The 17,956-nt window shown below is 62.1% G+C and carries 14 protein-coding genes and 1 rRNA gene (1 of these 15 cut by a window edge); 9 read left to right on the plus strand and 6 right to left on the minus strand.

Annotated features, from left to right (window positions below; all coding sequences use genetic code 11):
- Positions 1 to 289 (minus strand): 16S ribosomal RNA (locus GCU53_RS06710) (it extends 1,247 nt beyond the left edge of the window).
- A gap of 426 nt (positions 290 to 715) precedes the next feature.
- Positions 716 to 1,936 carry an argininosuccinate synthase gene (locus tag GCU53_RS06715; protein ID WP_152386919.1) on the minus strand — a complete coding sequence of 407 codons (1,221 nt, stop codon included), beginning with the start codon at positions 1,934 to 1,936 and terminating at the stop codon, positions 716 to 718.
- A gap of 158 nt (positions 1,937 to 2,094) precedes the next feature.
- Here GCU53_RS06715 and pyrC point away from each other — a divergent pair, with 158 nt between their 5' ends.
- From pyrC to bfr, 4 genes are all read left to right on the plus strand, one after another.
- Positions 2,095 to 3,141 carry a dihydroorotase gene (gene pyrC, locus GCU53_RS06720; protein WP_152386920.1) on the plus strand — a complete coding sequence of 349 codons (1,047 nt, stop codon included), beginning with the start codon at positions 2,095 to 2,097 and terminating at the stop codon, positions 3,139 to 3,141.
- Positions 3,138 to 3,812, plus strand: a complete 675-nt coding sequence (rnt, locus tag GCU53_RS06725; protein ID WP_152386921.1) for a ribonuclease T — start codon at positions 3,138 to 3,140, stop codon at positions 3,810 to 3,812. Before pyrC ends, rnt begins: the two co-directional genes overlap by 4 nt.
- A gap of 319 nt (positions 3,813 to 4,131) precedes the next feature.
- A complete protein-coding gene (locus GCU53_RS06730; RefSeq protein WP_152386922.1) occupies positions 4,132 to 4,353 on the plus strand; it encodes a bacterioferritin-associated ferredoxin in 222 nt (73 codons plus the stop codon).
- A gap of 191 nt (positions 4,354 to 4,544) precedes the next feature.
- The gene (gene bfr, locus GCU53_RS06735) at positions 4,545 to 5,015 is read left to right on the plus strand and encodes a bacterioferritin (protein ID WP_152386923.1); all 471 of its coding nucleotides are present in this window, start codon (positions 4,545 to 4,547) and stop codon (positions 5,013 to 5,015) included.
- 474 nt (positions 5,016 to 5,489) lie between these two features.
- Here bfr and grxD read toward each other — a convergent pair whose 3' ends face one another.
- Positions 5,490 to 5,816 (minus strand): Grx4 family monothiol glutaredoxin, encoded by a 327-nt coding sequence (gene grxD, locus GCU53_RS06740; protein ID WP_152386924.1) that lies wholly within the window; start codon positions 5,814 to 5,816, stop codon positions 5,490 to 5,492.
- Positions 5,817 to 6,117: 301 nt separating this feature from the next.
- Here grxD and argF point away from each other — a divergent pair, with 301 nt between their 5' ends.
- Together argF and GCU53_RS06750 are read left to right on the plus strand one after the other, a co-directional pair.
- Positions 6,118 to 7,038 carry an ornithine carbamoyltransferase gene (gene argF, locus GCU53_RS06745; RefSeq protein ID WP_152386925.1) on the plus strand — a complete coding sequence of 307 codons (921 nt, stop codon included), beginning with the start codon at positions 6,118 to 6,120 and terminating at the stop codon, positions 7,036 to 7,038.
- Positions 7,035 to 8,144, plus strand: a complete 1,110-nt coding sequence (locus GCU53_RS06750) for an ABC transporter ATP-binding protein (protein ID WP_152386926.1) — start codon at positions 7,035 to 7,037, stop codon at positions 8,142 to 8,144. The genes argF and GCU53_RS06750 overlap by 4 nt, the downstream gene beginning before the upstream one ends.
- 40 nt (positions 8,145 to 8,184) lie before the next feature.
- On the opposite strand, the gene ybaK is transcribed toward GCU53_RS06750, so the two are convergent.
- Positions 8,185 to 8,652, minus strand: a complete 468-nt coding sequence (gene ybaK / locus GCU53_RS06755) for a Cys-tRNA(Pro) deacylase (protein WP_152386927.1) — start codon at positions 8,650 to 8,652, stop codon at positions 8,185 to 8,187.
- Between the two features lie 46 nt (positions 8,653 to 8,698).
- On the opposite strand from ybaK, the gene glpD reads away from it, so the two are divergent.
- Positions 8,699 to 10,309 carry a glycerol-3-phosphate dehydrogenase gene (glpD, locus tag GCU53_RS06760; protein WP_152386928.1) on the plus strand — a complete coding sequence of 537 codons (1,611 nt, stop codon included), beginning with the start codon at positions 8,699 to 8,701 and terminating at the stop codon, positions 10,307 to 10,309.
- Here the strand turns inward: glpD and GCU53_RS06765 are convergent.
- Together GCU53_RS06765 and metE are read right to left on the minus strand one after the other, a co-directional pair.
- Entirely contained in the window at positions 10,233 to 11,222 is a 990-nt protein-coding gene (locus tag GCU53_RS06765) for an alpha/beta fold hydrolase (protein ID WP_208845451.1), read from the minus strand. The two genes, glpD and GCU53_RS06765, sit on opposite strands and share 77 nt — an antisense overlap.
- A 134-nt stretch (positions 11,223 to 11,356) precedes the next feature.
- On the minus strand, positions 11,357 to 13,648 hold the full coding sequence (gene metE, locus GCU53_RS06770) for a 5-methyltetrahydropteroyltriglutamate--homocysteine S-methyltransferase (protein ID WP_152386929.1): 2,292 nt from the start codon (positions 13,646 to 13,648) through the stop codon (positions 11,357 to 11,359).
- A gap of 107 nt (positions 13,649 to 13,755) precedes the next feature.
- Between metE and metR the strand changes: the two genes are divergently transcribed.
- Positions 13,756 to 14,682, plus strand: coding sequence for a transcriptional regulator MetR (gene metR, locus GCU53_RS06775; RefSeq protein WP_152386930.1), 927 nt, complete (start codon positions 13,756 to 13,758; stop codon positions 14,680 to 14,682).
- 136 nt (positions 14,683 to 14,818) lie between these two features.
- Positions 14,819 to 17,911 (plus strand): transglycosylase domain-containing protein, encoded by a 3,093-nt coding sequence (locus GCU53_RS06780; RefSeq protein ID WP_152386931.1) that lies wholly within the window; start codon positions 14,819 to 14,821, stop codon positions 17,909 to 17,911.
- The last annotated feature ends 45 nt before the right edge of the window (positions 17,912 to 17,956 follow it).

Here is a 17,956-nt window from a genome sequence, read left to right on the forward strand (position 1 = left end):
GACCAGTTACGGATCGTCGCCTTGGTGGGCCGTTACCCCACCAACCAGCTAATCCGACCTAGGCTCATCTGTTAGCGTGAGGCCCGAAGGTCCCCCACTTTCTCCCGTAGGACGTATGCGGTATTAGCGCGAGTTTCCCCGCGTTATCCCCCACTAACAGGCAGATTCCTAGGCATTACTCACCCGTCCGCCGCTCGCCGGCAACCCGAAGGTCCCGCTGCCGCTCGACTTGCATGTGTTAGGCCTGCCGCCAGCGTTCAATCTGAGCCATGATCAAACTCTTCAGTTCAAATTCAGCAGGATCCGAGGATCCAAAGCCTGGCTCAGCAATCGCAAATAAACTCATGAATTCACGAGCTACTTGTGTTGCCGATAATCTTGCGACCACCGGTTCTATCCACAAGCACCCACACGAATTGCTTGATTCGACTTGTTAAAGAGCGTTTCGCTTGAGCTTTCGTCTCAACCGAGGCCGCGCATTCTACAGCAGCCTTGAAGCCTGTCAAGCAGCAAAAACAAAAATTCTTGAAACATCTACAACAACCAATTGCTTGTTCTTGACCCCAACGGCAACGACTTCTCAACACCACACATCAAGAACCGCAACCATCCCTTGGATTCAAGATAGCAGCGGGATACCACTCTCGAAGGAAGAAGACGACGAAAGGGCAAGAGTGGAGCAAGCTCTCCCCAGAAGAGCTCGCCCCACCTCTACTCACACCAAGGTGTTGCGCCCTTTACTGGCAGCAATACGCATACGCAGCGCATTGAGCTTAATGAAGCCCGCAGCGTCAGCCTGGTTGTAGGCGCCGCCATCCTCCTCGAAGGTTGCGATATTGGCATCGAACAAGGAGTCATCTGACTTACGACCGACGACAATGACATTTCCCTTGTACAACTTGAGACGCACCAAGCCGTTCACGCTGACCTGGGAAGCATCGATCATCTGCTGCAGCATCAAACGTTCCGGGCTCCACCAGTAACCGTTGTAGATCAGACTGGCATACTTGGGCATCAGTTCGTCTTTCAAGTGAGCCACTTCGCGATCAAGAGTAATCGACTCGATGGCCCGGTGAGCCTTGAGCATGATGGTGCCACCGGGGGTCTCATAGCAGCCTCGAGACTTCATGCCAACGTAGCGATTCTCGACGATATCGAGACGACCGATACCATTTTCGCCGCCTATCCTGTTCAGCTCGGCCAACACCTGAGCCGGGGTCATTTCCTTACCGTCGATGGCGGCAATGTCACCCTTGCGGTAGGTCAGCTCGATATAGCTCGGCACATCCGGCGCAGCCTCTGGAGACTTGGTCCAGCGCCACATATCCTCTTCGTGCTCGGACCAGGTATCCTCCAACACACCACCCTCGTAGGAAATGTGCAGCAGGTTGGCATCCATGGAGTACGGCGACTTCTTCTTGCCGTGGCGCTCGATCGGGATACCGTGCTTCTCGGCATAGTCCATCAGCTTCTCACGAGACAGCAGATCCCATTCGCGCCAAGGGGCGATCACTTTGACGCCCGGCTTCAGCGCGTAAGCCCCCAACTCGAAGCGCACCTGATCATTACCCTTGCCGGTAGCACCATGAGAAATGGCGTCGGCACCAGTGGCGTTGGCGATCTCGATCAGACGCTTGGCGATCAGCGGGCGAGCAATGGAAGTACCCAGCAAATACTCGCCCTCATAAACGGTGTTGGCACGAAACATCGGAAAGACGAAGTCACGCACGAACTCCTCGCGCAGATCGTCGATGAAGATCTCCTTGACGCCGAGAGCCTGTGCCTTGGCTCGCGCCGGCTCGACTTCTTCGCCCTGACCCAGATCAGCGGTGAAGGTTACCACCTCGCAGTTGTAGGTATCCTGCAACCACTTGAGGATCACAGAGGTATCTAGGCCGCCAGAATAAGCCAAGACAACCTTTTTCACGTCCGCCATGCCATCAGCTCCACGGGGTTTACGAAAAGGTGCCGATTGTAGCGGCGGCGCCCAACCTTTTACAGAGCCGCTCCTCCTGCCAATCCAAGCAGCAAGTGCTGCCTGAGACCTTTTCCGGTAGGATGCACAACAGCCTCAATTTTTTTCTGGAAGCTTCAATGTCCGACCGACTGACTCTGCTACGCCCCGATGACTGGCATATTCATCTTCGCGACGGTGCAGCCCTGACTCGAACAGTGGCTGATGCGGCACGCACTTTTGGTCGCGCCATTGTCATGCCCAATCTGGTTCCCCCGGTGCGCAATGTCTCCGAGGCGGACAGTTACCGGCAGCGCATCCAGGCCGCATGCCCTGCGAACAGTCGCTTCGAGCCCTTGATGACCCTCTATCTCACGGACAGGACCACCCCGGAAGATATCCGAGCAGCCAAGGCCTGTGGCTTGGTGCATGCAGCCAAACTATATCCTGCGGGTGCCACCACCAATTCGGACGCTGGAGTCACCAGTATCGAAAACATCTTTCCAACGCTGGAGGCGATGGCCGAAGCGGGTCTGCCGCTACTGGTGCATGGTGAGGTAACCCATAGCGAGATCGATGTATTCGACCGCGAGAAGCGCTTCATAGACGACAATCTGTCTCGTGTGGTCGAGCGCTTTCCCAAGCTCAAGGTGGTATTCGAGCATATTACTACCCGCGATGCCGTAGAATTTGTAGAAGCCAGCAGCGGCAATGTCGGCGCCACCATTACCGCCCACCACCTCCTGTACAACCGCAACCACATGCTGGTCGGCGGCATACGCCCCCACTTTTATTGCCTGCCGATCCTCAAGCGCCGAACTCACCAGGAAGCCTTGCTGGACGCAGCCACCAGCGGCAATCCCAAGTTTTTTCTCGGCACCGACTCGGCGCCACATGCCCGTCACGCCAAGGAGTCCGCCTGCGGCTGTGCCGGCTGCTATACGGCACATGCAGCCATCGAGCTATATGCCGAAGCCTTCGAACAGCGCAACGCCCTAGATCGACTAGAGGCCTTTGCCAGTCATCATGGCGCCGACTTCTATGCCATGCCACGCAATACCGATCACATTACGCTAATCCGCGCAGAGTGGACGGCACCTACCAGCCTGACGTTCGGCGAACACAGCCTGGTTCCGCTGCGCGCTGGAGAAAAACTGCGCTGGCGTCTGCTGGAGGAAAACACGTGACCGAAGAACGCTTCGACGACATTCTCGAAACGTCTAGCGCCACCAATGCATCACGCCATCCCATGGCACATCGCTTTCGCGGCTACCTGCCGGTCGTGGTGGATGTTGAAACCGGCGGCTTCAATAGTGCAACCGACGCCCTGCTGGAAATCGCAGCCATTACCATCGGCATGGATGAGCAGGGTTTCCTGTTTCCCGAACATAGCCATTTTTTTCGCGTTGAGCCTTTTGAAGGCGCCAATATCGAAGCAGCAGCCCTGGAATTCACCGGCATCAAACTGGATCATCCTCTACGCATGGCGGTCGGCGAGGAGCATGCTCTGCAAGAGATCTTTCGTGGTGTGCGCAAGGCGGTGAAATCCAATGGATGCAAGCGCGCCATTCTGGTGGGTCATAACAGCAGCTTTGATCTGGCCTTCCTCAATGCCGCCGTGGCTCGCTGCGATATCAAGCGCAACCCCTTTCATCCCTTCTCCAGCTTCGATACGGCTACCCTAGCCGGACTTGCCTATGGCCAGACCGTGCTTGCCAAGGCATGCCAGAGTGCAGGTATAGAGTTCGATGGCCGCGAGGCTCACTCCGCACGCTATGACACGGAGAAAACCGCAGAGCTATTCTGCGGCATCGTTAACCGGTGGAAGGAAATGGGCGGCTGGGTAGAATTCGCCTGAGCGGGACACCCCCTTCCCGCATGTTTTCCATCCCCCCTCCAGCCACGCCGCTCGACATACTCAAGCAGCATGGACGCTCTTGGCTGGATACAGCCCTACCACCCTGCCCAACAGGCAGCAAAAAGCCTCGCCGGTTTGAGCCCCACCATCAACGACTGCCCTCCCAGGAAGCAGCAGATCGCCCCCCCTTCAGAAGCCAGACCAGGAACCTCAAGCCAACGATTACGGACCGACCAGCGGCTGGCCGGACCTTTGACAATCATTCTCATTAAGATTAGGATCCTCTTATCACGTCATTATTTGCCGAGCTGAGGCGCCTATGTACGTATGTCTTTGCCAAGGTATTACCGATGGTCAAATCCGCAGCGCAATCCAAGGCGGCTGCTGTACCTATCGTGATGTACGTATTGCGCTTGGCGTTGGCACACAGTGTGGTAAATGCGCCTGTGTAGCCAAGCAGATCGCGCGGGAGACTCTTGGCGAAGAGGCGCAAAACACCCAGGATGCAACCTTCTGCCCGGCAGTACTGGCTGCCTCTTGATGCTTATGGAAGCCGGGCGCCACGGCACCCGGCTTCCTATCTCCCCGCCGATCCAGCCACTGAATGAACCCCTCGCACAAACAGTCGCACTAGAGACTTATTCTCTATTGGACTCAATCACTTAGCTTTTGACATATCCAATCCAAAAGACCAAACTGCCTCATCAACATCCCTATTCAAAAGGAATGGACATGAAAGGCGACAAGATAGTCATCCAGCACCTCAACAAGATCCTCGGCAACGAGTTGATCGCAATCAACCAGTATTTTCTGCATGCACGCATGTATGAGGACTGGGGGCTGGAAAAGCTCGGCAAGCATGAGTATCACGAGTCCATTGACGAGATGAAGCATGCCGACAAGCTGATCAAGCGCATTCTGTTTCTTGAGGGCCTGCCCAACCTTCAGGAGCTCGGCAAGCTCCTCATCGGTGAACACACCAGAGAAATGCTCGAGTGCGATCTGAAGCTTGAGCAAGCGGGATTGCCCGATCTGAAAGCCGCCATTGCCTACTGTGAAAGCGTTGGGGACTATGCCAGTCGCGAACTGCTGGAAGATATCCTCGAGTCAGAAGAGGAACACATTGATTGGCTGGAAACCCAGCTCGATCTGATCGACAAGATCGGCCTGGAGAACTATCTGCAATCGCAAATGGACGAGTAAGCGACAGCAGGCTGCAATGATGCCGCGAAACCACATCCGCCAGTAGCACTTCAGCCGGACACACGAAAAAGGCTTTTTCCGCATAAGTGTGCAAGGCTCTTTCCAGAGCAGATACGCCCCGAGTCATTCGGGGCGTTTGTCTTTTCAGGCACCCCCTGTCGAGCCCCCGCCCAGCCAGGACGCCTCAGGCCAACCATGCAATCAGCATATTTCCAGCAAATCCCCCAACTACATTTGCAACAAAGACAGAAGCAGTCGGGATGCCTTCCTCCTAGATACAAGATGGCCAATACGAATGAGCACCTCAAAACAGGGCGGAACAACAGGCTGTCTTGCCTAAGCCTTGAGTTCAAATCGACACATCAATAAAAATGCCCACATCGTCAATGTGGGCACTTGTCGAATCATCCTGCTAGGCCATCCGGTCCTTACACAGCCCGTCCGGACGAAAGCAGCATCGCAATTGCATTCATCTCAGGCATCGGCTTTATCGGATGCATCCTTCACAAGCTGCTGCAGCTCACCCTTTTCGAACAGTTCAAGGATGATGTCGCTTCCCCCGATCAGTTCTCCTTTAACCCATAGTTGCGGAAAAGTCGGCCAATTGGCGTACTTCGGAAGACTGGTACGAATCTCAGGGTTCTGCAGAATATCGACATAGGCGAATCGCTCGCCACAAGCCATCAGGGCTTGTGCAGCGCGAGCAGAGAAGCCGCACTGGGGTGCATTCGGCGAGCCTTTCATGTATAGCAGAATGCTATTGCTGGCGATTTGCTCTTTGATAGTTTCGATAACATCCATTGGGTCACCTCGACTGGACTTTCCGACGAAGTCGGCACGATGACGGCATTGTAACGGAAAACCAAGCTCTGCGCTCAGCCTTCCCTAAAACACCCCTGCAGCAGACAGCTCTTTTGCAGGACAAAGGCATGGACTTTGCTTCCATTGCCTTCAGCGTTGGTTTGCGCGGCTTTGCATTTTCCCTATAAGATCGCCGCTTTCCCATTTTCGCCACCCCGTGAGTGGCTGCTGTAGGCATAGTTTTTCTGGTGAAGTCCATGTCCGGCCTGCAGCTTGTACCGATATAAGAAAGGAACCGATGATGAGCGCAAGGCACTTTCTCTCACTGATGGACTGCACGCCCCAGGAACTGGCCAACCTGATTCGTCGCGGCATCGAGTTGAAGGATCTGCGCAACAGCGGCGCCCTGTTCGAGCCCCTGAAAAACCGCGTACTGGGCATGATTTTCGAGAAGGCCTCGACTCGTACCCGCCTGTCCTTCGAGGCAGGAATGATCCAGCTCGGCGGCCAAGCCATCTTTCTCTCGCCACGGGATACTCAGCTGAATCGCGGCGAACCCATCAGCGACACAGCCATCGTCATGTCGCGCATGCTCGATGCAGTGATGATCCGCACCTTTGCCCATAGCACTCTGACGACCTTCGCAGAAAACTCCCGGATACCCATCATCAATGGCCTGTCCGATGATCTGCACCCCTGCCAGCTGCTGGCCGACATGCAGACCTTCCACGAGCAGCGGGGCTCGATTCAGGGCAAGACAGTGGCCTGGATCGGCGACGGCAACAACATGTGCAACACCTATATCGAAGCTGCATGTCAATTCGATTTCCAGCTCAAGATCGCCTGTCCGGAGGGCTTTGAACCCAAGCCCGAATTTGTCGCCGTTGCCCCCGAGCGCGTACAAATCATGCGTGATCCTCATGAAGCAGTTGCCGGCGCCCACCTGGTCAGCACCGACGTATGGACCTCCATGGGTCAGGAAACGGAAGCCGAAGATCGATTGGCGCTCTTCAAGCCCTACCAGGTGACCAGCGGGCTGCTTGATCTCGCCGCCGACGACGTCCTTTTCATGCATTGCCTGCCAGCCCATCGCGGTGAAGAGGTCAGCCTCGACCTGCTTGACGACCCACGCTCGGTGGTCTGGGACCAGGCGGAAAACCGCCTGCATGCGCAGAAGGCACTGCTGGAATTTCTCATCGAGCCGGCTTATCACCACGCATGACCCACTCCCTACTGCTCAACCTGCGCAATCTCGTCTGTGGCTACCAAGGCCACAGGGTCGTCCAGCAGGTCAACCTGCACCTGAATGCCGGCGATATCGGTTGCCTGCTCGGCCCCTCCGGCTGCGGCAAAACCACCACTCTGCGCGCCATCGCCGGCTTCGAGCCGGTGCAGGAAGGCGAGATCCAGCTCGCCGGCGAAGTGATCTCCCGCGCCGGTTTTACCCTGGCGCCGGAGAAGCGCCGCATCGGCATGGTGTTCCAAGACTACGCGCTGTTTCCGCACCTCACAGTGGCGGAGAACATTGGCTTCGGCATCCGCAAGCACCCGCAGCGCGCCCGTATCACCGCCGAGCTACTGGAGCTGGTCAAGCTCACTCACCTGACGCAGCGCTACCCCCACGAGCTTTCCGGCGGTCAGCAGCAACGAGTGGCGCTCGCCCGCGCCCTGGCGCCGGAGCCCCAGTTGCTGCTGCTCGACGAGCCCTTCTCCAACCTGGATGTGGAACTGCGCCGCAAGCTCAGCCACGAGGTGCGCGATATCCTCAAGGCACGCGGCACCAGCGCGGTACTGGTGACCCACGACCAGGAAGAAGCCTTCGCGGTCAGTGATCATGTCGGCGTATTCAGAAATGGCTACCTGGAGCAGTGGGATACGCCCTACAACCTCTACCACGAACCGCTCACCCCCTTCGTCGCCAGTTTCGTCGGCCAAGGCTATTTCATCCGTGGCCAGCTGCTGACCCCGGGGACGGTGCAGACCGAGCTCGGTGTGATTCAGGGCAATCGTGCCTACACCTGCCCCATCGGCAGCTCAGTGGAGGTTCTGCTGCGTCCGGATGACATCGTCCATACGCCAGGTAGCACGTTAGAAGCCACCATCACCGGCAAGACCTTCCTCGGTGCCTCCACCTTCTATCGCCTGCGGCTTCCTACCGGCAGCCCGCTGGAGGCCGTCTTCCCCAGCCATATCGATCATCTGCCCGGGGAGCAGGTAGGCATCAGCGTAGCCGCCGAACACTTGGTGATCTTTCCTACCCCGGACAATGGATCTCTCCTGCCCGACCTGACCAGCTCCGGCGTACGCCGCTATAGTGAGGCATGCTGATCACAGCCTGGCCGAAAGCGTGGGCCGGCGCCTACGGGAGTCAGCGCCCGATGGCTGCAAAGCTGGCTTGGGTATGCTCGGCCAGCACCTCTGCTGCCAGTTCCACCTCCAATCCGCGGCGGCCGGCACTGACAAAGATGCTCGGGAAGGTGCGAGCCGATTCATCGATGAAGGTACGCAGGCGTTTCTTCTGTCCCAGAGGACTGATGCCTCCTAGCAGATAGCCAGTGCTGCGCTGGGCAATGCCGGCATCGGCCATATCGACCCTCTTGACACCGGCGGCACCGGCCAGGGCCTTCAGATCCAGACTGCCGGCGACCGGCACCACCGCCACTAGCAGCTCGCCCCTTTCGGTCGAGGCCAGCAGCGTCTTGTAGACCTGCTCCGGCGGCAACCCGAGCTTTTCCGCTGCCTCCAGGCCATAGGAGGCGGACTTGGGGTCATGAATGTAACTGTGCACACGGAACTCGGCGCGGGCTTTCTTCAGCAGATCGATGGCAGGGGTCATGTTTGAAAGTGGAAAATGAGACTATAGAAGCGTTACCTTAGCCGAAATGAACAATAACTCCCCAGCCTTCTCCGCAATACCCGATGCCCCGCTTTACGATTTGGTCGTGGTCGGTGGTGGCATCAACGGTGCCGGCATTGCCGCCGACGCCGCCGGCCGTGGCCTGCACGTACTGCTGTGCGAACAGCATGATCTGGCCGCGCACACCTCTTCAGCCAGCAGCAAACTGATCCACGGCGGCCTGCGCTACCTCGAGCAGGGCGAGTTCCGCCTGGTACGCGAGGCGCTGGCCGAGCGCGAAATACTGCTGGGCAAGGCCCCTCATATCGTTCGGCCGCTGAGCTTCATCCTTCCCCTGCGCCCGCAGCTGCGACCAGCCTGGATGATCCGCGCCGGTCTGTTCGTCTATGACCGCTTGAGCGGCCGCGGGCAGTTGCCTACCTCACATGCGGTGCGCTTCACGGCAGACAGTCCGCTCAAGGCGGAAATCCGACGCGGCTTCGAATATGCCGACTGCCAAGTGGACGATGCTCGCCTGGTGCTACTCAACGCCATGGCCGCACGGGAAAGGGGCGCGATCATCTGCCCCCGCACCCGCTGCCTGTCTGCACAGCGCCAGCAGGGCCTCTGGCAGGTCGAACTGCAGCGGACCGATGGCGATCGCTTCAGTGTTCGTGCCCGGGCATTGGTGAATGCCACCGGCCCGTGGGTGAGCCGCTTCATCGAGGACGCCCTGCACCAGCGCCCGCCCCATCGCATCCGCCTGGTCCAGGGCAGCCACCTGATTGCACCGCGCCTGTACGAAGGAAACGAGGCCTATATTTTGCAAAACGAGGACCGACGTCTCGTCTTCGTCATTCCCTATCTACAGCGCTACAGCCTGATCGGCACCACCGACCGGGAGTTCGCAGGCGACCCGGCCAAGGTGCATATCAGCGAGACGGAGATCGATTACCTGCTGCGGGTGGTCAACGCTCATTTCAAGCGGCCGCTGCAGCGCAGCGATATTCGCCACAGCTTCTCCGGCGTGCGCCCCCTGCTCGATGACGAGTCCCATGACCCAGCCGCCATCACGCGCGACTACAGCCTCAGTCTTTCCGCCGAACAAGGCCAGGCCGCGCTGCTCTCGGTATTCGGCGGCAAACTGACCACCTACCGCAGGCTCGCCGAGGCAGCACTGGAGCAGTTGGCACCGTTCCTGCCCCCGATGAAACCAAGCTGGACCGCCGGCACGGCGTTGCCCGGCGGCGAAGAGCTGGAGGATCCGGATGTGCTGGCTGGCACTCTGCTCCAAGAGTTCACCTGGTTGCCCGACGGACTCGCACAGCGCTGGGCCCATACCTACGGCAGCCGAACCTATCGCCTGCTCGAAGGCGCCAGCCTGCCCGCCCATCTCGGCGAACACCTGGGGGGCGGGCTGTACGGCCGGGAAGTGGACTACCTGTGCCGTGAAGAATGGGCCGAAGAGGCCGACGACATCCTCTGGCGGCGCACCAAGCTCGGCCTTCTGCTGCCGCCGGCTGCACAACGGCGGCTCGCCGAGTACCTGAGCGAGCGGCCGGTCGTCATGCAGAGCACGGCTACAGCCGGGCCAGGGCCCTCTCCCGGCGCTGGCTGCGCAGATAAGGCAGCACCGCCGCCAGCAGCGGCTCCTTGAAAGCCTCCTGGAAACGGTGGGCCAGACCGGGGATCAGCCGCAGTTCGCTGCCCCGCACATGCGCGGCGACATGCACGCCATGCATCACCGGCAGCAGGGGATCGGCAGTCCCGTGCACCACCAGGGTCGGCAGGCGGAGGCGCCTGAGCAGCTCGACGCGGCTGGGCTCGGCGAGCACGGCGAGGATCTGCCGCTTGACGCCCTCCGGATTGAAGGCGCGGTCGTAGGCCGCCGCCGCCTGCCGCCTGAGCTGCTCACGGTCGACGTCGATCTGCGGACTGCCGAGCGCGGCGAGCAGCTCGACCTGCCGCTCGATCGCCATCTCGCGGCCGTCTGCCTCGCGTCGCGCCAGCAGCTTCAGCAGCGCCTCATTGGGCCCCGGCAGCCCCAGGGCGCCGGAACTGGTCATCACCAAGGTCAGGCTCTGGATACGCTCCGGGGCCAGATCGGCCATGTGCTGGGCAATCATGCCGCCCATGCTGACCCCGAGCACATGAAAGCGCGGCACCTGCAACCGCTCCATCAGCGCCAGCGTATCCCGAGCCATATCGCGCAGGGCGTAGGGAGCGGATACCGACAACCCGAGCCGGTGGCGCAGTGCCCAGTAGGTCAGGCTGACCTTGGGCATCTCCTCTCGCCAGGTGGAGAGGCCGACGTCGCGGTTGTCGAAGCGGATGAGCCGGAAGCCCTGCCGGCACAGACCGAGCAGCACCTCGTCGGGCCAGTCGATCAGCTGGCCGCCCAGCCCCATGATCAACACCAGGGCCGGATCGGACTCACGGCCGATGCTTTGGTAGACCAGCCGTACCGGCCCCACATCGGCCAGGGCGGTCGGTGCCTGGAGATCGCAGCGGGATGCCGCCAGGCTCGGCAGGCCGCACAGCAGGGCGACCAGGAAGAACAATGCGCGCATCGCAAACACCCGGAAAACACAATTCCATTCAAGCAGGATTGTGTGGATATTCGTTCGGGCGCGTTACCACAAAACCATGACAGTTTGATGAAGCCTGCCGAGCGGTAGCATGGCAGAGTGACTCCCTCCTCCGTTCAGATGTGGTGTTCGACGACCTGCGCCCGAGAAACGCGCAGTGCCCGCGCCGCTGCCACCATGTTTGCCAACGCCGCCTCGGTCTCCGCCCAACCGCGCGTCTTCAGACCGCAGTCGGGGTTCACCCACAGACGCTCCGGCGGGATACGCTCGGCGGCCTGCCGCAGCAGCGCGAGCATTTCCTCCCGCTCTGGCACCCGCGGCGAGTGGATGTCGTAGACCCCGGGGCCGATTTCGCCGGGATAGGCGAATGTCTCGAAGGCCGCGAGCAGTTCCATCTGCGAACGCGAGGCCTCGATGGAGAGGACGTCGGCATCCAGTGCCGCGATGGCCTCGATCAGGTCGTTAAACTCGCTGTAGCACATGTGGGTGTGGATCTGGGTCTCGTCGCGCACCCCCGAACTGCACAGACGGAAGGCCCGAACCGCCCAATCGAGGTAGTGCCAGCGCTCGGCCTGACGCAGCGGCAGCCCTTCGCGGAAGGCCGCCTCGTCGATCTGCACGATACGAATACCGGCAGCCTCCAGATCCTGCACCTCGTCACGGATTGCCAAGGCCAGTTGCAGCGCCTGCTGCTCGCGCGGCAGGTCCTCGCGCGGGAAGGACCACATCAGCATGGTCACAGGCCCCGTGAGCATGCCCTTCACCGGCTTGTCGGTGAGGCCTTGGGCATAGCGGATCCACTCCACCGTCATCGGGCGCAGGCGCCGGATATCGCCCACTATCAATGCCGGCTTGACGCAGCGCGAGCCGTAGCTCTGCACCCAGCCGAAGCGGGTAAAGGCATAGCCGTCCAGTTGCTCGGCAAAATATTCGACCATGTCGTTGCGCTCGGCCTCGCCGTGCACCAGCACATCCAGTCCGAGGCGCTCCTGCACCTCGACCGCCTGGCGGATCTGCGCCCGCATCGCCGCGTTGTAGCCGGCCTCGTCCAGCTCCCCGCGCCGGCAGGCCTGACGTGCCTGACGGATCTCCGCAGTCTGCGGGAAGGAGCCGATGGTGGTGGTGGGAAACGGTGGCAGATCGAGTTGCGCGCGCTGCCTGCCGATACGCTCGGCGAAGGCGGTCGGTCGGCGCCAGTCCGTTTCGCCGATGCCGTGCAAACGCGCCTGCACGGCCGGCTTGTGGATGCGCGGAGACTGCCGGCGAGTCTCCCGGGCGCTCCGACTCTCGGCCAGCGCCTCCTGTACCTCGGTCGCCTCCGGCTCCTCGACGGCCCGGGCCAGGATGGCTACCTCCGCACATTTCTGCATGGCGAAAGCCAACCAACCCTTCAGTTCCTCGTCGAGCCCATCCTCCTGCGCCAGATCCATCGGACAGTGCAGCAACGAGCAGGACGGCGCCACCCACAGCCGCGGACCGAAGCGCTCGGCTGCCGATTGCAGCGACTGCAGAGCCTGCTCCAGATCGCAGCGCCAGACGTTGCGGCCATCGACCACGCCGAGGGACAGCACCTTGTACGGCGGCAGCCGGTCGAGCACCGCGGCCAACTGCTGCGGGGCGCGCACCAGATCGATGTGCAGGCCATCGACCGGCAGGTTCGCCACGAGACCGAGATTGTCGTCCAGCGCCCCGAAATAGGTGGCCAGCAGCTTCTTCGGCGGCGTCTGCTGGAGCAGGTGATAGGCACGCTCGAAGGCGCCTTTCCAGGCCGGGGGCAGATCCAGCACCAGGATCGGCTCGTCGATCTGCACCCACTCCACACCCAGCGCGGCGAGCCGCCCGAGGATCTCGCCATAGACCGGCAACAGCCGCTCGAGCAGATCCAGCCGGTCGAACGCGCCGTCCCGTGCCTTGCCCAGCCAGAGATAGGTCAAGGGGCCGAGCAGGACGGGCTTGACCCTGTATCCCAGCTGGCAGGCCTCGGCCACCTCCTCGAACAGCTGTTCCCAGCCCAGCCGGAATTGCTGGTCGGCGCTGAACTCGGGGACCAGATAGTGATAGTTGGTATCGAACCACTTGGTCATCTCCAGCGCCTGGGTACCGGTGCCGCGCGCCATGGCGAACAGGGTGTCCAGGGTGATCCGGCCGTCGGCCGGACGGAAACGCCGGGGAATTGCGCCGACCAAGAGCGAATGGGCGAGCACCTGGTCGTACCAGGCGAAGTCGCCGACCGGCAGCAGTTCGATGCCGGCATTCCGCTGCGCCTGCCAGTGGGCAGCACGCAGCGAGTGGCCGACCGCGCGCAGACCGGCTTCGTCCAGTTGGCCCTGCCAGTAGGCTTCGAGGGTCTGCTTCAATTCGCGATTGCGGCCGATGCGGGGGAATCCGAGGGTGTGGGCCAGGGCCATGCGCTGTTCTCCATGTCAGTGAAGGCAGCATTGTCGACAAGGCCCATGGCATGAGACAAACTCAGCTTATTCTTGATTATCTTTATAAATTTTCATGAGAAGCCGCCATGCTCGAACTGCGCCACCTGCGTACCCTGCACGCCCTGCGCGAGGCCGACAGTCTGGTGGAGGCCGCCGAGCGCCTGCACCTGACCCAATCGGCGCTGTCCCACCAATTCAAGGAACTGGAGGATCGTCTTGGTCTGCAACTCTTCATCCGCAAGACCAAGCCGCTGCGCTTCACCAGTGCCGGGCTGCGCCTGCTGCAGCTGGCCGATGCCCTGCTGCCCCAACTGCGCAGTGCCGAGCGCGACCTGGCGCGTCTTGCCGGCGGTACCGCCGGCCGTCTGCACATGGCCATCGAATGCCACAGTTGCTTCCAGTGGCTGATGCCGACCATCGACCAGTTCCGCGATGCCTGGCCCGAGGTCGAGCTGGATCTCGCCTCCGGTTTCCCCTTTGCCCCTCTGCCGGCCTTGGCGCGCGGCGATCTCGACCTGGTGGTGACCTCCGACCCGCTGGAGATGCCCGGCATCGCCTACGTGCCGCTGTTCACCTACGAGGCGCTGCTGGCCGTGGCCAACCAGCACCCGCTGGCTGCCAGGACATACATCCGACCTGCTGATCTAGCTGGGGAAGTACTGATCCACTACCCTGTGGAGCGTGATCGCCTGGACATATTCACACGCTTTCTCGATCCGGCCGACGTCGAACCGGCCGGCGTGCGCACCGCCGAGCTGACAGTGATGATGCTGCAACTGGTGGCCTCCGGGCGCGGGGTCTGCTGCCTGCCGAACTGGGCGCTGCACGAGTACAGCTCGCGCGGTTACGTCACTGCCAGACGGCTCGGCGAGAAGGGCCTGCACGCCACGCTGCATGCGGCGATTCGTGCCGACATGCTGGACGCCCCCTTCATGCGCGACTTCCTGCTGACCGCCAAGGACACCTCCTTCGCCACCCTGGAGGGGGTCAGCGCGGCCTCGAAAGGGCGCTGAATCGCAGTCATTCCGGGTAAAGCGAGATGAAGCACAAAAGGGTGGCAAAAGAGGCTCCCCGGCGCCATCAGGCAACGGCTAAGCTAATGATCTGACGGACAAGCAGACAGGCGGGAAACGCCAGGTACAGGTCGATATGGGTGTAATTTGGCAGAGAGATGAACAACGGTCCGTGCTCCCCGAGCACGATCTGCCGCCCTCCGCGCCCCCTCCTCCCCACCGGATGCGCTGGCGCCTGCTGGCCTGGCTCGTGGTGCTGGCCGGCGCCGCCGTGCTCGGCGTACTGCTGTATTTCGAACTGCAGACCTCGCGCCTGCAGTCGCGGGAATTCAGCCGCTACGCGGCGACCCTCAGCTACTCCGTAGGCAATGGCCCGAGCCCGGCGATCCACTTTCCCGAATACGGCCCCTATGATCGTCGCCTCGGCTACACGGCACTGCCCGAATGGCTGCCGCGGCTCGAACAGCGGGGCTTCGAGATCACTCGCCAGGCGCGCTTCTCCCAGCCGCTGCTGGAGTACAGCCGTCACCGTCTGTTCCCGCCCTATGCGGAAAAGCCCCAGGCCGGCCTGACCATCAGCGACTGCCGCGGCATGCCGCTCTACAGCTACCGCCTGCCGAAGGAGTTCTATTCCAGCTATGCCAGCATCCCGCCGCTGGTGGTGCACAGCCTGCTGTTCATCGAAAACCGCTACCTGCTCGACCCATCGCAGCCGCTGGCCAACCCCGCAGTGGACTGGCCACGCTTCTCCAAGGCTGCGCTTTCGCAGGTCCGCGAGATGTTCGGTCTTGCCGGCCAGTCGGCCGGCGGCAGCACCCTGGCCACGCAGATCGAAAAATACCGCCACTCGCCGGACGGCCTGACCGATTCGGCCATGGAAAAACTGCGGCAGATGTTCTCCGCCAGCGTGCGTGCCTACCAGAATGGCCCGCAGACAATGGAGGCACGGCAGAACGTGGTGCGCGACTACCTGAACAGCGTGCCGCTCGCCGCCGCGCCGGGCTACGGCGAGGTGCACGGCCTGGCCGACGGCCTGCGGGTCTGGTACGGCGCCGACTTCGCCCGGGTCAACCGGCTGCTCGCCTCGGCGGATGCCAGCTTGGCCGAACGCGGCCTGGCGCTGCGCCAGGTGCTCTCGCTGCTGATCGCCCAGCGCCGTCCCTCTCATTATCTGGTCGCTGGCCGCGAAGAGCTGGCCGCCCTCACCGACAGCCACATCCGCCTGCTGCGCAAGGGCGGGCAGATCGATCCCGGTCTGGCCGAGGCCGCCCTCGCCCAGCGCACCGCGTTTCGCGACTGGATGCAGGAGCCCGCGGTCCAGCCCATCGAGACCACCAAGGGCATCAGCGTCGCCCGCAGCCGCCTGGCTACCCTGCTGCAACGCTCGCTGTACGACCTCGACCGCTTCGACCTGTCCGCCAGCACGCCCCTACAGGGCGAGCTGCAGGAGGCCATCACCCGCTATCTGGGCCAGTTGGCCGATCCGGCCTTCGCCGAAAGCATCGGCCTGTTCGGCGAACGCCTGCTGTCGCCGGAGAAAACCGCCGAGGTGCGCTACAGCTTCACGCTGTTCGAACGCAGTGGCGACAGCTTCCTCGTACGGGTGCAGACCGACAGCACGGCACAGCCCTTCGACATCAACGAGGGCAGCAAGCTGGAGCTGGGCTCGACCGCCAAGCTGCGGGTGCTGACTACCTACCTGGAAATCATCGCCGAACTGCACGCGCGCTTCGCCGGGCAGGACAGGGCCGCACTGCGGGCAGCGGAGGCCCAGACGGAGCCGCTGGACTTCCTGACCCGCTGGGCCATCGAGTGGCTGATGATGAATCCGGAGGGAAGCCTGCCGACCATGCTGGATGCCGCCCTCGAGCGGCGCTACTCGGCGAGCCCCGGCGAAAGCTTCTTCACCGGCGGCGGCCTGCACACCTTCGCCAACTTCCGCAAGGAGGACAACGGCCGCCGGCCGACAATGCGCGAATCACTGCGCGAGTCGATCAACCTGCCCTTCGTGCGCCTGTTGCGCGATATCGTCCGCTACACCATCTATCAGTCGCCGAACAACAGTGTCGCCCTGCTCAAGGACGACCAGGATCCGCGCCGTCTGGAATACCTGACCCGCTTCGCCGACCGCGAGGGCACGGTGTACCTGCGCCGGTTCTGGAACAAGTACCGCGGCAAGAGCAGCGACGAGCGCCTGGCCACCTTCCTCGAGGGGCTGCGCGTCACTCCGGTGCGGCTCGCCGCGGTGCACCGCTACCTGCTGCCGCAGAGCGACCGCGCCAGCTTCGATGCCTTCCTGCGCGCCCACCTGCCGAATGACCGCACCCTCACCGAGAAGCGCCTCGATAGTCTCTACCGCAGCTATGGCCCGGGCGCCTATAACCTGCCCGACCAGGGCTACATCGCCCGCGTCCATCCCCTTGATCTATGGCTGCTGGGCTACCTGATCCAGCACCCGGCGGCCAGCTACCAGGAGGTGGTGGAGGCCAGCCGCGACGAGCGCCAGGAAGTCTACGGCTGGCTGTTCAAGAGCCGCCACCGCAGCGCCCGCGACAGCCGCATCCGCACCATGGTGGAGGTGGAAGCCTTCCTCGACATCCACCAGCGCTGGCAGCGGCTGGGCTATCCCTTCCCGCACCTGGTGCCCTCGCTGGCCACCGCACTGGGCAGCTCGGGAGATCGTCCGGCGGCGCTCGCCGAGCTGATCGGCATCATCCTCAACGATGGCGTGCGCCTGCCGGTGGTACGCATCGACAGTCTGGAATTCGCCGTCGACACCCCCTACGAGACCCGTCTCGGCCTCGCCCCGGACCGCGCCCGCCGGGTGCTGGCTCCGGAGGTCGCGGCAGCCCTGCGCGGCGCTCTTGCCCAAGTGGTGGAGAACGGCACCGCACGGCGCCTGTTCGGCAGCTTCCAGCAGGCCGACGGCACGCCCCTGACCGTCGGCGGCAAGACCGGCACCGGCGACAACCGCATCCAGCGGGTCGCCCGGGGAGGCTACGTGGTCAGCTCGCAGGCGCTGAACCGCACCGCCACCTTCGTCTTCTACCTCGGGCCGAACCACTTCGGCACGCTCACCGCCTACGTTCCCGGCCGCGCCGCGGAGAAGTTCCGCTTCACCTCGGCCCTGCCGGTGCAGGTGCTCAAGGGCATGGCGCCGATCCTGCAGCCCTATCTGCAGGGGCAGAACAGTCTCTGCCAGGCGGCACCGGCAACCGCTCGGCACTGAACGGGAAGCGGCGTCTGCACTCCCCTGCTCCGGCAGGATGTGCAG

Source organism: Azotobacter salinestris (assembly GCF_009363155.1).
GTDB classification, from domain to species: domain Bacteria; phylum Pseudomonadota; class Gammaproteobacteria; order Pseudomonadales; family Pseudomonadaceae; genus Azotobacter; species Azotobacter salinestris.